Here is a 13,715-nt window from a genome sequence, read left to right as displayed (position 1 = left end):
TAGAGTTGTGCCTGCTGATCTGACACATCCAGCTTGCGATAGAGGGTTCATGAACGCTGACAACGACGACCTCATCCCCCTGGGCGCGCCCGCCATGGACATCCCGATCGTGATGCGTGGATATGAGCGCAACCACGTCAACGAGATGATCCGCAGCCTGCAGGACGACCTGCGCACCCTCGTCGCCGAACGTGACCAGGCGGTGGCCACGGCGCGCGAGGAACGCCAGAAGGCCGAAAAGCGGGCCGCCGACCTAGCCGAGCTGAAGGACCAGCTGCGCGACAACCAGGCACCCACCTTCGAGACGATGGGCGGCCGCATCGCGTCCATGCTGCGGCTCGCCGAGGAGGAGGCCGCCGAGATCCGTCGGGCGGCCGAGGCCGAGGCCGAGCAGCTGCGCGCCACGGCCGCGGAGGACAAGGCGACGTCCGACCAGGAGATCGCCGGTGCCCGCGCCGAGGCGGACCAGTACGTCGCCGACCGGCACGCCGAGGCCGACGACCACCTCGCGCGCGCCCGGGCCGACGCGGCCGCGCACCTGGCCGAGCACCGCAAGCAGGCAGAGGAGCACCTCAGCAGCGCCCAGTCCCAGGCGGCCGCGCTGCTGGCGGAGTCCGAGGCGCGCCGCCTGGAGGCCGAGGAGGACTTCAAGCTCACCCTCGAGGCCCGCCGGCGCGCCGCGCAGCAGGAGGAGGCAGAGCGCGACCGTGCCTCCCGCGCCGAGGCGGACGGCCGCATCAAGGCCTCGCACGAGGAGGCCGCGACGCGGCTGCAGGCCTCGCGCGACGAGGCCGACACGATGCTCAAGGCGGCCTACGCCGACGCCTCCGCGACCATCGCGGAGGCCAACGAGCGTGCCCGCACGATGGTCGAGCGCGCCGAGGACGAGGTCAACCGTCTCAAGCACGTCCGCTCGGCGCTGGCCCAGCAGATCACCCAGGTGGGCCAGATCGTCGCCAAGGTGCCCGCCTACCTCGCGAAGGCGCCCGAGCAGCTCGCGGCCGATCGCGACGTCGACGCGCCGCGCGCCGCCGAGCCCCGGCACCCCGATCTGTTCGCCGACGGGCGCGAGGACGTCGCCCCCGGCACCGATGGGACCTCGCACGGCAGCGCGCCCGAGCAGGAGGCTCCCGCTGCGGACGCGGTGACGACGGCGGACGCGCCGGACGTCGACGAGGCGGACGACGTCACGGTCGACGCTGCGCGCGACGAGGATGCGGACGACGCCGCGACCTCGCAGCCCGCGGAGCAGCCCGCCGGCGGTTCCTCCGCCGAGGACCCGGCCGAGGAGGATGCCCCCTCCGCCGCGCCGGCACCGGACGAGGACGGCGCCGGCGAGGAGAAGCCCGGCGCGGGGCACCCGCGGATCCTGCTGGCGCGCCGCCGCGGCAGCTCGCCGGCGGCCACCGACCGCGAGCGCACGATCGAGGTCAGCGCGATCCGTCAGCGTCGCGGTCGCTAGCCGGCGCGACCTCCGGCCGGGCCACGACCGCACCTCCCAGAAGCCGAGGACGTCGCCACGCGCCGCGTCCGACGCCACTCGTGCGTCATCGCCGCGGCGCGCGCCCGGAGCGCTGGATGCCGGGCCCGCGTCGGTCCCGCGCTGCCCAGCAACCGGTGTGCCAGTGCCGCCGGTCCTCCCCCGTCCGGTCGTACTCCGACCAGACGACGACGTGCCCCTGACGGACGCGGACGACCTGGTCGCAGCCGGGGCACCGGTACTCCTTCGCGGCCGCTGCGCCGGTGATCGGCATGACCCGCCACGGCTCCCCGCGCCACTCGACCACTACGGCTCCGCCGAACACGCCGCCGAACGACGACGTGCGCTCGGGCTCGCTGCTCCTGCGGTTATGCCGGGGCATCGCCGCGACCCATCGCCTGCTGCACGTACGAGCGCACCCGCACCCGCTGGATCTTGCCGGACGGCGTCTTCGGCATGCCACCGGGCGCGATCAGGATCACCCGCGCGGGGCGGACGTCGAGGTCGGCGTGCACCGCGAGGCGGACCTCCTGCTCGATGCGACGCGCCTCCGGGCCGTCGTCGAAGTACGTCGACTCGGCGACGATCGCGAACGACTCGCGGGTGCCGGCCTGCACCGGGACGGCGGCGGCGTTCCCGCGCCGGATGCCCTCGACGCGCTCGGCGGCGCGTTCGACGTCGACCGGGTAGATGTTGCGGCCGGCGAGGATGATGAGGTCCTTCACCCGGCCGCACACGACGATCTCGCCGTCCACGAGGTAGCCCTCGTCGCCGGTGTCCAGCCAGCCGCCGGCGTCCCGCGCCGAGCGGAAGCCGTCGACGGTCCGGTAGCCGGGCGTCACCGCGTCGCCGCGGATGAAGATGGTGCCGACGTGCCGCTCCGGGAGGCGCTCGCCGCCGGGGCCGCGCACCTCGACCTGCACCCCCGACAGCGGCGGCCCGAGCCGCGCGAACGTCGATCCACCGGCGTCGACCGGCTCCGCAACCTTGCGCACACCGAGCGCCTCGGGATCGACCGTGTCGGTCACGAGGCCGCGCCCGACCGGCGCGAACGACACGGCCAGCGCGGCCTCGGCCATGCCGTACGCACAGAGCACCGCCTCGGGCCGCAACCCGTGCCGGGCACCCGCCCTGCAGAACAGCTCGACCGTGCGGGGGTCGATGGGTTCGGCGCCGTTGAGCGCGATGCGCAGCGTCGACAGGTCCAGGTCGGCGGCCTTCTGCAGGGCGCGCGCGGCGACGCCGTACGCGAAGTTGGGGGCCGCCGTGATGCTGGCCCGGTGCTCGCTGATCAGCCGCATCCAGGACGTCGGGCTGGCGACGAAGTCGCTGGGGGTCACCTTGACGAGGCGGTAGCCGAAGACCATCGGCACGCAGAGAAATCCCACCATGCCCATGTCGTGGAACACCGGGAGCCAGGAGACCATCACGTCGGCGTCGGTGATCCGGCTGGCCTCGACCATCGCGCGCATGTTGCTGATCAGGTTGCCATGGGTGATGGTGACCGCCTTCGGCTCGGCGGTGGAGCCGGAGGTGAGCTGCAGCAGCGCCACCGCCTCCTCGTCGGCGACCGTGGGGTCCGGCTCGATCGACGCCTCGCCCGCGGCCAGCTCGTCGGTGGTGACGATCGCCGCGGCGCCGTCGTCCGCCAGGTGGACGAAGTGCTCTCCCAGGGCCAGGTAAGGCGGCCCGATGACCAGCGCGACCGCCCCGATCATGGCGATGATCCGGGCCGTGTCGGCGGCATAGGTCGCCAGGTTGGTGCGCGCCGTGGGCTGGTGCAGCATCGTCGCGCTCGCACCCAGCAGCCAGCAGGCCTGCACGGTCACCGCGACGTGCCGCGGGTCGCCGATGAAGACCGCGACGGCGTCCCCCGGTCCGACGCCGCGCGAGCGCAGCACCGCGGCGGCGCGCGTCGCGTCGGCGTGCACGGCGGCCCAGCTCGAGCGGCCGAAGGCGCCGTCCGCGCGCTTGGTCTCCAGCCACCCGCGGGCGGGCTGCGCGCGGGCGGTACGGACCATCTGCTCCAGCAGGGCGCTCATGCGTTACCGGCGGTGGTCCCGAAAGCCCTTGCCGGTCTTGCGACCGAGGAACCCGGCGGTGACGAGGTGCTCGAGGAGCGGTGCGGGCGCCATGCCCTGCTCGCGGAACTCGCGGAACAGCGTCTGCTCGATGGCCAGCGAGACGTCCAGCCCGACGGTGTCGAGCAGCTCGAACGGCCCCATCGGGTAGCCGCAGCCCACCTTCATCGCGGCGTCGATGTCGTCGGCCGTGGCGTAGTTGTTCTCGTACATCTTGATCGCGTCGTTGAGGTACGGGAACAGCAGCGCGTTCACGATGAAGCCGGCGCGGTCGCCGCACAGCACGGGGTGCTTGCCGATGGCCTTGCTCAGCGCGACGGCGGTCTCGACGGTCTCCTCGTCGGTGGCGACCGTGTGCACCACCTCGACCAGCTTCATGATCGGGGCGGGGTTGAAGAAGTGGATCCCGACGACCTTCTCCGGGCGCGCCGTCTGGGTGGCCAGCTCGATGACCGGCAGGGACGACGTGGTGGTCGCCAGGATCGCGCCGTCCTTGACGATCTCGTCGAGGTTGGAGAACAGCACCTGCTTGATGTGCAGGTCCTCGGCGATGGCCTCGATGACGATGTCGCAGTCGGCCAGGTCGTCGAGCCGGGTCGTTCCGGTGACCAGCGCGAGCGCCTGGTCGGCGGCCTCCTGCTGCATCTTGCCGCGGCCCACGGCCTTGTCCATGGACTTGGTGATGGCGGACCGGACACCGTCCACCTTGGCCTCGCTCCGCGCGACGTACGTCGTGGCGAACCCGGCCTTCACGAGCACCTCGACGATGCCGGTCGCCATCGTCCCCGAGCCGATGACGCCGATCTTCCGGCCCGCGAGCGCGACGCCGCTCGCCGCGTCGTCCTCCGCCTTCGGGGTGAGCCGGTCGGCGACGACCTTCGGCGAGCCGGGCTGCTCGTACGTGTAGAAGCCGCGGCCGGACTTGCGGCCCAGCAGACCCGCGGACATCATCTGCTTGATGATCGGCCGCGGGGCGTGCATCCGGTTGCGGCCCTGGCGGTACATCGTGTCGAGGATCTCGTACGCCGTGTCGATGCCGATCAGGTCCATCAGCGCGAGCGGTCCCATCGGCAGCCCGCAGCCGAACCGCATCGCCGCGTCGATGTCCTCGCGGGTGGCGTACCGGTCCTCGTACATCCCGACCGCGTGGTTGAGGTAGCCGAACAGCAGCGCGTTGGCGATGAAGCCGGCCTTGTCGGCCACCGATACGCCGGTCTTGCCGATCTGGGTGCACAGCGCCCGGATGTCGTCGACGACGTGGTCGTCGGTCACCACGGTGTGGATGATCTCGACCAGCCTCATGATCGGCGCCGGGTTGAAGAAGTGCATGCCGACGACCATGTGCGGGCGCTTGGTCGACACGCTGATCTCGGTGACCGACAGCGACGAGGTGTTGGTGGCCAGGATCGTCTCCGGCGGGCACACCTCGTCGAGCTTGTTGAACACCTCGAGCTTGATGTCCAGCTGCTCGGGCACCGCCTCGATGACCAGCTCGCAGCGCTCGAAGTCCTGCCAGTCGGTCGTGAACTGGATGCGCTCGAGCTGGGTACGGGCGGTCGCCTCGTCGACCTTCCCCCGCGCGACGGCGCGGTCGATCGACCGGCTGATGAACCCCTTGCCGCGCTCGAGGCCCTCGTCCTCGCGCTCGAAGGCGACCACCTCGATGCCGGACCGGGCGAACACCTCGGCGATCCCGGCACCCATCGTGCCGAGACCGACCACGCCGACGACGGAAAAATCGCGTGCCACAAGTAACTCCAGTTTGATGCGGTGGGACAGGTTGTTGACGTCAGTGCCGAGCCGCTCAGCCGCGGAACCGGCGGCGCAGCATGTCAGCGACGAGGCGGACGGCGTACGGTTTGCGCGCGAAGCTCGTGACGACGAGGGGAATCGGTACACGCAACTTAGCAACTGCCTGGGGCCGGGCAAACTCACGGAGACCATCCTCACCGTGAATGCGTCCGAAGCCGGAGTCACCGACGCCCCCGAACGGCAGCGAGGGGATCCCGGCGAACGACAGCACCCCGTTGATCGAGACCATGCCGGTGCGCAGCGACTCGGCGATCCGCTCGCCGCGGGACCGCGAGAACACCGAGGCCGCCAGCCCGTAGGGCGTGGCGTTCGCCTTCTCCGCGGCCTCCGCCATGCTCGCCACCTTGTTGACCACGACGACCGGACCGAACGTCTCCTCCTGCACCGCCGCGCTCGACTCCGGCACCTCCGCGAGCACCACCGGCCCGATGTACGGGGGACGGATCGACTCCGGTCCGCCGAGCACGGCCGTGCCGCCGTCCGCGAGCGCGGCGTCGATGTGCCGGCGTACGACGGCGATCTGGCTCGGCATGGTCATCGGGCCGTACGATGCGCCCTCCCCCGCCCCGGGCTCCAGCTCGCGCATGATCTCCACCATGCGGTGCAGCACCCGGTCGTAGACCTTCTCGTGCACGTAGACCCGCTCGGTGCCGACGCAGGTCTGCCCCGCATTCGAGCACGCGCCCCACGCCGCCGACTGCGCCGCGAGCTCGAGGTCGGCGTCCTCGTCGACGATCGCGACGTCCTTGCCGCCGCACTCGATCAGCACCGGCGTGAGCGTCTGCGCGCACGCCGCCATCACCTTGCGGCCGGTGGCCGTCGAGCCGGTGAAGGCGATCTTGTCGACACCGGACGTGCACAGCGCGGCACCGGTCTCCCCGAGGCCGGTGACCAGCTGCAGCACCGGCTGCTCGGGGACCACGGCGGTGAACGACCGGACGAGCCACTCCCCGACCGACGGGGTGTGCTCGCTGGGCTTGAGGACGACGGCGTTGCCGGCCGCGAGGGCGTAGGCGATCGAGCCCATCGGGGTGAAGACCGGGTAGTTCCACGGCCCGATCACGCCGACCACGCCGTACGGCAGGTAACGCACGCTGGCCGCCTGGTTGGCGCTGAGCAGGCCCGGCGAGACCGACCGGCGGCCGAGCGTCTTCGCGGCGTGCTTGGCGGCCCAGTCGACGTGCTCCACGGCCAGCGCGATCTCCAGCACGGCGTCCTCGCGCGGCTTGCCGTTCTCGGCGTGCACCAGCTCGGCGAGCTCCTCGAGGCGTCCCGAGAGCAGGCTGCGCCACGCCAGCAGCCGCTTCCTGCGTTCGGCGAAGCCCACCTGCGCCCACCAGCGAGCCGCCTCCCGCGCGTCGTCGACCACGCTGCGCACGTCGTCGGCGCCGCACACCGGGAACGTGGCGAGCACGTCACCGGTGCCGGGGTCGAGACTGTCGAAGGTGTCGGCCATACCGGGCTCCAGTCCTGGGGCTACTCGCCGGTAGCGAGCGGGATCGTTCCATTATCGCGCACCGTGTACGCTCGGGCGCGCCCCGATCCGCCGTCCCGGAATGAGCCCATGCGCCTCGTCATCGCCACCTGTGAGGTCGACTACGCCGGACGGCTGTCCGCCCACCTGCCCAGGGCGAAGCGGCTGCTGCTGGTCAAGAACGACGGCTCGGTGCTGGTGCACTCCGACTCGGGCTCGTACAAGCCGCTGAACTGGATGTCGCCGCCGTGCCGGCTGGTCGAGTCCGAGGGCGAGTGGACCGTGAAGGCCAAGAGCGGCGACAGCCTGGTGATCACGATCCACGAGGTGCACGCGGACACCTCGCACGACCTCGGCGTCGACCCGGGGCTGACGAAGGACGGCGTGGAGGCGCACCTGCAAGAGCTGCTGGCGCTGCATCTGGACGCCCTCGGCAGCGGCCTGCGGCTCGTGCGCCGTGAGTACCCGACCCCGATCGGGCCGGTGGACATCATGTGCAAGGACGCGCGGGGCTCGGTCGCGATCGAGGTCAAGCGGGTCGTCGAGATCTCCGCGGTCGAGCAGCTCACCCGATACCTCGAGCTGCTCAACCGCGACACGAAGATCGCACCGGTGCGCGGCGTCCTGGCCGGGAACGTGATCAAGCCGCAGGCGCGCACGCTCGCCGAGGACCGCGGCATCGAGTGCGTCGTGACGGACTACGACGAGCTGCGCGGCCTCAGCGACCCGGCCGAGCGGCTGTTCTAGCGGGGCCAGACCGGCTTGCGCTTCTCCACGAACGCGCTCATGCCCTCGCGCGCGTGATCGGTCTGCGAGGCGCTCGCCATGACCTCCATGGCGTACAGGTACGCATCGCGCTCGGGCCGGTCGATCTGGTTGTACAACGCCTGCTTGCCCAGCGCCTTGGCGGTGAAGCTGCCCTGCGACATCTTCGCGATGAGCTCGTCCAGCTTGGCGTCGAGCTGGTCGTCGGGGACGGCGTAGTTGATCAGGCCCCACGCCTCGGCGGTCTTGGCGTCGATCGGCTCACCGGAGAGCGCCAGCTCCATCAGGTGCTTGCGGCCGATGTTGCGCGCGACGGCCACGTTGGGCGTGTGGCAGAACCAGCCGCCCTTGCCGCCGGGTACGGCGAACCCGGCCGACTCGGCGGCCACGGCGAGGTCGGCGCTGGCCACCAGCTGGCAGCCGGCGGCCGTCGCGAGCGCGTGCACCCGGGCGATCACGATCTGCGGGATGGTGTGCATGCGGGTCATCATGTCCGTGCACAGCTGCAGCAGCGCCCGCATCGAGTGCAGGTCACGACCGATCATGTCGGCGAAGTCGTGGCCGGAGGAGAACACCGGTCCCTCCCCGGCGAGCACGAGGATGCGGGCGTCCGTCGTGGCGACGTGGTCGAGGGCCGCGAGGATGTCGCGCATGGCATCCTCGGACAGCGAGTTGCGACGCTTCGCGCGGGTCATGGTCAGCGTGATGACCTGATCCGCGCGCTCGAGGCGCACGTTCTCGAAGGTCGGCATTGCGGTGTCGGTGCGCTCGGCTAGCTCAGTCATGACCCCAATGTAGACCGCCACCCGACACGGCTGTCAATTCGGTCCCAGTGCCGGCGTCCGGCTGGCCGTCAGTCGGCGGTGAGCTCCGCCGCGGCCATCCACTGCTCCTCGAGGTCGTCGCGCTCGGCCTCGATGCCCCGCAGCTGCTTGTTCAGCTCGCGGACCTTCTCGAAGTCGCTGGCGTGCGTCGCGAGATCGCCGTGCAGCTTCTTCTCCTGCACGGCGAGCGCCTCGAGCCGGCGCTCGATCCGGGCGAGGGTCTTGCGCGCCTCGCGCTGCTCCGCCGAGCCGGCCTTCGCCGTCCCGCCGGCGGCCGGCGCGGTCGTGGCGGAGGCCGTAGCCGAGCCGGCCGCCCCGGCACCCGCCGACGCGGCGAGCTGGTGCTTGCGCAGCTCGAGGTACTGCCCCACCCCGCCGGGCAGGTGCCGCAGCGTGCCGTCGCCGAGCACCGCGAGCTGGTCGTCGGTGACCCGCTCGAGCAGGTAGCGGTCGTGCGAGACCACCAGCAGCGTGCCCGGCCAGCCGTCGAGCAGGTCCTCGAGTGCGGTGAGGGTGTCGACGTCCAGGTCGTTGGTCGGCTCACCCAGCAATCAGGAACCCCGTACAGCACGGAGCACCTGATCGCCATGAAAACGCAAGCACTCACTCGACCGACCGATGATGAGGTCAATGCTCTCATCTACACCCGAGCCTCGATGGATCGCCAGTACCTCATGCGATCCACCGACGATCAAGAGACCGACTGCCGCTCCTGGTGCGACCAGCAGACGTGGCACGTCGGCAAGGTCATCACCGACGCCAACCGCTCCGCCTCGCAGTGGCGCACCCGCGAGCGCGAGGGTTTCGAGGAAGCCCTGCGCCTGATCGCGTCGAAGCAGTATGACGCCTTCGTGACTTGGGAGCCGTCGCGTGCGGGCCGCGAGCTGTTGGCCTACGTCCAGCTCCGCGCCGCCTGCCAGGAGGCCGGGGTGCTGTATCTGACGAAGGGACGGGTCTATGACTTCGCCCGGAGCGACGATGCGTTCATGATGGGTTTGGAGTTCCTGACCGCCGAGAAGGACGCCGCGGTGATCCGGGAGCGACAGCTCCGCACGGTGCGCCTGCACGCGCAGCAGGGCAGGCCACACGGTCGTCTTCCGTTCGGCTACCGCCGCGTTTATGACGAGCACACCGGGGTGCTTCTCCGTCAGGAAATCGACCCGGAGAAGGCCGCGATCATCGTCAACGCCGTGGACGAGATTCTGAGTGGTGTTCCGATGAACGCGATCGTGACCCGGCTGAACAAGGCCGGTATTCCGACTCCGATGAAGCCGACTTCTGACCACTCGCGCGGCTGGATGAACTCGACGCTGCGGCAGATGCTCAGGAGCCCGACGATCGCCGGCCTGCGGAAGTATCAGGGCAAGGTGATCGGTGAGGCGGACTGGCCGGCGATCATCCCTCGTGACCGTTGGGAGCAGGTCAACCGGGTGCTCGAAGATCGAGCACGCCGTACCCGGTACGTCGAAGAGGACAACCACAGCCATCCGAAGTGGCTGCTGTCGTTCATCGCGAAGTGCGGCTACTGCTCGGGGCCGCTGGTCCGTCTGCACGGGATGGTGCCGCGTAAGGACGGGACGCGACGCGACAACTACGCCTGCCCGACTGTCGGATGCCGAAGGATCAGTATCGACATCCCTCGCACTGATGCTTACGTGGTTGGCGCCCTGCTGGGCTGGCTCGCCAAGCCCGAGAGCTTGGCGGTGATCGCTGGGCCAAGCGAGAACTGGCACGAGCGCGTCCAGGAGGCCGAGGCACAAGTGGCGCGGCTTCGCCAGCGCCTCGATCAGGCCGCCGAGGAATACGCCGCAGGCAGGATCAGCCTCACGATGCTGTCGAGCATCGAGCGGCGTCTGAACCCGGAGATTGAGCAGGCGGCGAAGGCGACGGTGCCTCCGGTATCCGCCGACGACGTGCTTCGGCTCTTGCAGGCCGAGGACATTGAGAGCGCGTGGGAGCGGCTGGACCTGTTGGAGAAGCGACGGATCGTCAAGCTCTTGCTGGACATTCGCGTGGTCAAGGCACCGCAGTTGGGCGGCAAGTTCGACCCGAACCGCATCAAGATCGCTCCGCGTTTCGTTCCTCACGAGCAGTACCGATGGACTCGATCAGAGCAGCCCTGATCGAGTCGGCCTGATCGCTCGACAGCGGCAGAAAGGAAGCGCCGAGGTTCCTGCCTCTCTCACGGAGGTCGGCGACCTCGGCGCTTTCCTTCGTTTCGATGCAGGAACTCACGACACTTCTCCGGTGTCCGGGTCGAGGTCGCGGTAGAACGCTTCCTCGGCCTCGCGGCGGGCCTGGACGTCGGCCATGACGAACTCCACGAACTCGGCGTCGCGGTCGGTGATCGGGATGTCCTCGATCGGGTTGCCGGGTTCCTCGCCGGGCCAGACGGTCTGCCGGGTGGGGCGGTCGTGGTCGAGCCGGGTGCCGCAGGCGGCGACCCATTCGCGGAGCCGCTGGCGGGCGTCGGCGAAGTCGCGGTGCCAGCCGAGCGGTGCGCTGCCGTTCTGGTCGGGGTCGTAGGCGCAGAGCCAGTGCAGGTGCAGCGCGCTCAGCTCCCACAGCAGCTCGGGGTGCATATGCCAGGCGGGCGGGATCACGGAGGTGGGGAGCCCGTAGGTGTGGCGCAGCCAGTCCACCCAGCGGTTGAGCTCCAACCACTCGGCCTCGGCGTCGTCGGCGCTCAGCAGGTTCCAGTTGATCGGGTGCGGCGGCTCGGCGATCAGCGGCTCGTCGTAGCCGTCGTCGTCCATCTGGTCCACATCCGAGTCGGGAACGTCGTTCGTCGTGGCGTCGCCGTGGGGTTCGTCGGACATGCTGTGCTCCTGTCTGCTCTCCGGCGCCGGTTCGTGCCGGGCCGTTGTGGCGGGCAGGTGCTCCTTGTCGCGACCGGTGTTCAGGTGTCGGAGCGACGGAGCAGGGTTTCGATCTCGGCGCGGTCGGCGGTGAGTTGGCCGGCGTCGGGGCGCTTGGGCCAGGGGTGCAGGTCGGTGACGATCGGGGGTGCGGAGCGCAGTAGCACGATCCCGGTCCCGAACGGGAGCCGGCGGATGCGGTCGGGTGGGAAGATCGGCACCCGGCGCACGGAGCGCTGGTTGGAGCGGCTGCCGTGGTCGCCCAGCGTCACGGAGTCGGTGTATTCGTCGCGCTCGCCGACCAGGGCGCTGAGGTCTTGCAGGTCGCGGCTGTTGGAAGCCCCGCCGAGGATGACTTTGACGATCGAGGCGTCCCAGATCGCGTTCGCCTGGTGTTCGTTCCACTTGTCCCGCGCCTGCGCGAGCGATTGGAGCACCGGCATGGTCGTGATCCCCGATCCGCCGCCTTCGGCCATCAGTGTCGGCAGCGACGGCAATGGCGAGAGGTTGGCTATCTCGTCCAGCGCCAGCAGCATCGGCGGATCGAGCCGGGCGCCGGCCGATCGTGCGGCCAGGCGGCGGGCGGTCTCGATGAGGTCTTCCACGAGCGCGGCGACCAGCGCGGCGCTGGCTCCGGCACCGGACCCGGTTGCCAGCAGGAACAACGTGCCGCGGTCGCGGATGAACGCTTCGGGGTCGAAGCCCTCACCGGGGCCGGGTGATACGGCGTCGAGCACGCGCGGGTCGGCCAGCGATCCGAGAGCCAGGGAGACGCCCTGCCAGATGGAGTCGCGGGTGCGGGGGTCGGAGTCGATCATCGCTTCCAAGGACTCGGCCCACCCGGTCGCAGCCTGGGTGGAGCCGGTCAGGATCGCCACCGCGTCAGCGGCCGCGGTCGGATCGAGAGTCCATCGGAACAGCTCGGCGGGCGGGCGGTTGTCGATCGCTGCCGCGTGCAGCAGGGCTTGGAGCGCGGCCCGTGTCTTGCCTTCCCAGAAGCCTCCGCCGTCGACGCCGCCTGCGGACAGGCCGGTACCGGCGGCGAGCCCGGTGGCGCGGATCATCGCCGTTTGTGGTGACTCGCAGCCCCGGATCGGTGACCAGCGCAGACCGGCGGGCAGGCCCTCGGCCAAGTGTTGCGGGTCGAAGATCGCGACGGGGCCGATCCGGCGGCGGGAGCGCATGGTCGCGGTGAGGTTGTCCGGTCTGGTCGAGGTGACGACGACGGCGCCGGGCGCGTCGAGGATGGCCGGGATCACCAGATGCAGGCCCTTCCCGGAGCGGGGCGGGCCGATGACCATGATCGAGTCCTCGACCGAGGCCCACACGCCGGTGCCCTTGGAGGTGCCGAGCCGGTAGCCCACGTCCTGCGGCCGTGGGTCGCTCAGACCGGGGCGCAGGTTTCCCGCGCGGCGCAGCAGCGCCTTCTCGGACGCAGCGGCGGCGACTTCGTGCCGGGTGGCGATTCCGGCCATGCGGCGCGGGTCGGCTTCGATCCGGTGGGTGTGGCGGCGCAGCCGCAGCCACGCCCATAGCCCGCCGGTGACGAGGCCGGCGAGCAGCAGCCCGGCGACGATCCAGTAGACGACCGGGTTCAGGCCGTCCGCGTCGAGCGCCGCAGCGGGGTCGCCCGGTCGGAACAGCACTTCGACCCCGGAGGCGGGATCGCCGGCCGGCTGGGAGGTGCCGGTCAGGAATGCGGCCACCGATCCAGCGGCGCGAAGGATCAGCGCGACGCCGAACAGGACGACCAGCCCGATCATCGCGGCGTTGGTCAGTTCGTCCCCGAACGAGCCGGTCTGCCGGCCCTGCTCGTTCACGGCAGTCGCCGGATGATCGTGGTGCCGGAGACGCGGCCGAACAGGATGATCTCGATGACCCCGCCGGCGTGGTCAACACTGACTCCGGCCGGGTCGATGAGGGCGCGGGCGGTGCCGGTGTGGGCGGCGTCGGTGTGCCCGGTGACGACGGCGACCGCCACGTCCTCGCCGGGGACGAATCCCTCGCCCTCGACGGTGTGGAACACCGGCCCGGCCGGCGCCTCCGGTTCCGGTTCGGGCTCGGGGCGGGAACGCCGGCGGCGGGCGGCGATGATGTCGGTGAAGGTCGTGCCGTCCGCTTCGCGGACCTCGACCCTGGCCGGTGTCGTCCGGTCGTTCGTGGCGCGGTCGATGATCGGCCCGAACGAGGATCGTCGCCACGGCGGCGCGAAAGGGTCGGGGTCCAGCCGTTTCCCGTCGACGGTGACGGTCACGGTGCCGTCCTCGCGCACATCGAGCACGACCAGCGGGATGGAGACCGGGACAGGCTCAGGTTGCGGCTCGGGTTTCCTCATGCCGCCAGGTGCACGCGCACCCACCGGCAACAGTCGAGGGCCGCGGGGCGCGCGGGGTTCCCGGCCGGGCCGGTCACGACTCCGGG

12 protein-coding genes are annotated in these 13,715 nt (G+C 70.8%); 3 read left to right on the top strand and 9 right to left on the bottom strand.

Features of this window, described 5'->3' with window-relative positions; translation table 11 throughout:
• Positions 1 to 49 precede the first annotated feature (49 nt).
• Complete coding sequence (locus tag F8A92_RS01980; RefSeq protein WP_153502866.1) at positions 50 to 1,462, top strand: coiled-coil domain-containing protein; 1,413 nt, start codon at positions 50 to 52, stop codon at positions 1,460 to 1,462.
• An 85-nt stretch (positions 1,463 to 1,547) separates the two neighbouring features.
• Here the strand turns inward: F8A92_RS01980 and F8A92_RS01975 are convergent, their stop codons facing one another.
• From F8A92_RS01975 to F8A92_RS01960, 4 genes are read right to left on the bottom strand one after another with little or no spacing between them, the layout of a single operon-like run.
• Complete coding sequence (locus F8A92_RS01975; protein WP_153502865.1) at positions 1,548 to 1,862, bottom strand: hypothetical protein; 315 nt, start codon at positions 1,860 to 1,862, stop codon at positions 1,548 to 1,550.
• On the bottom strand, positions 1,849 to 3,522 hold the full coding sequence (locus F8A92_RS01970; protein ID WP_153502864.1) for a fatty acyl-AMP ligase: 1,674 nt from the start codon (positions 3,520 to 3,522) through the stop codon (positions 1,849 to 1,851). The genes F8A92_RS01975 and F8A92_RS01970 overlap by 14 nt, the downstream gene beginning before the upstream one ends.
• A 3-nt stretch (positions 3,523 to 3,525) precedes the next feature.
• Positions 3,526 to 5,310 carry a 3-hydroxyacyl-CoA dehydrogenase family protein gene (locus tag F8A92_RS01965; RefSeq protein ID WP_153502863.1) on the bottom strand — a complete coding sequence of 595 codons (1,785 nt, stop codon included), beginning with the start codon at positions 5,308 to 5,310 and terminating at the stop codon, positions 3,526 to 3,528.
• 55 nt (positions 5,311 to 5,365) lie between these two features.
• The gene (locus F8A92_RS01960; protein ID WP_153502862.1) at positions 5,366 to 6,829 is read right to left on the bottom strand and encodes an aldehyde dehydrogenase family protein; all 1,464 of its coding nucleotides are present in this window, start codon (positions 6,827 to 6,829) and stop codon (positions 5,366 to 5,368) included.
• A gap of 108 nt (positions 6,830 to 6,937) precedes the next feature.
• Between F8A92_RS01960 and nucS the strand changes: the two genes are divergently transcribed.
• On the top strand, positions 6,938 to 7,594 hold the full coding sequence (gene nucS, locus F8A92_RS01955; protein ID WP_153502861.1) for an endonuclease NucS: 657 nt from the start codon (positions 6,938 to 6,940) through the stop codon (positions 7,592 to 7,594).
• Here nucS and F8A92_RS01950 read toward each other — a convergent pair.
• Both F8A92_RS01950 and F8A92_RS01945 read right to left on the bottom strand, forming a co-directional pair.
• On the bottom strand, positions 7,591 to 8,397 hold the full coding sequence (locus tag F8A92_RS01950) for an enoyl-CoA hydratase-related protein (protein ID WP_228389118.1): 807 nt from the start codon (positions 8,395 to 8,397) through the stop codon (positions 7,591 to 7,593). The genes nucS and F8A92_RS01950 overlap by 4 nt on opposite strands.
• Before the next feature lie 68 nt (positions 8,398 to 8,465).
• The gene (locus tag F8A92_RS01945; protein ID WP_153502860.1) at positions 8,466 to 8,987 is read right to left on the bottom strand and encodes an ATP-binding cassette domain-containing protein; all 522 of its coding nucleotides are present in this window, start codon (positions 8,985 to 8,987) and stop codon (positions 8,466 to 8,468) included.
• A gap of 36 nt (positions 8,988 to 9,023) precedes the next feature.
• On the opposite strand from F8A92_RS01945, the gene F8A92_RS01940 reads away from it, so the two are divergent.
• The gene (locus tag F8A92_RS01940; RefSeq protein ID WP_153502859.1) at positions 9,024 to 10,559 is read left to right on the top strand and encodes a recombinase family protein; all 1,536 of its coding nucleotides are present in this window, start codon (positions 9,024 to 9,026) and stop codon (positions 10,557 to 10,559) included.
• A gap of 108 nt (positions 10,560 to 10,667) precedes the next feature.
• Here F8A92_RS01940 and F8A92_RS01935 read toward each other — a convergent pair whose 3' ends face one another.
• The 3 genes from F8A92_RS01935 to F8A92_RS01925 all read right to left on the bottom strand — a co-directional run bounded on the left by F8A92_RS01935 (position 10,668) and on the right by F8A92_RS01925 (position 13,629).
• Complete coding sequence (locus tag F8A92_RS01935) at positions 10,668 to 11,255, bottom strand: hypothetical protein (RefSeq protein ID WP_153502858.1); 588 nt, start codon at positions 11,253 to 11,255, stop codon at positions 10,668 to 10,670.
• An 80-nt stretch (positions 11,256 to 11,335) separates the two neighbouring features.
• Positions 11,336 to 13,114 (bottom strand): type IV secretory system conjugative DNA transfer family protein, encoded by a 1,779-nt coding sequence (locus F8A92_RS01930; RefSeq protein WP_228389117.1) that lies wholly within the window; start codon positions 13,112 to 13,114, stop codon positions 11,336 to 11,338.
• Positions 13,111 to 13,629, bottom strand: coding sequence for a hypothetical protein (locus tag F8A92_RS01925; RefSeq protein WP_153502857.1), 519 nt, complete (start codon positions 13,627 to 13,629; stop codon positions 13,111 to 13,113). The genes F8A92_RS01930 and F8A92_RS01925 overlap by 4 nt, the downstream gene beginning before the upstream one ends.
• Between the last annotated feature and the right edge of the window lie 86 nt (positions 13,630 to 13,715).

Origin of the sequence: Cumulibacter manganitolerans (assembly GCF_009602465.1) — a bacterium.
Classification (GTDB): domain Bacteria; phylum Actinomycetota; class Actinomycetes; order Mycobacteriales; family Antricoccaceae; genus Cumulibacter; species Cumulibacter manganitolerans.
The sequence above is the reverse complement of the archived record's forward strand: the minus strand, read 5'-3'. Positions and strand labels throughout refer to the sequence as shown.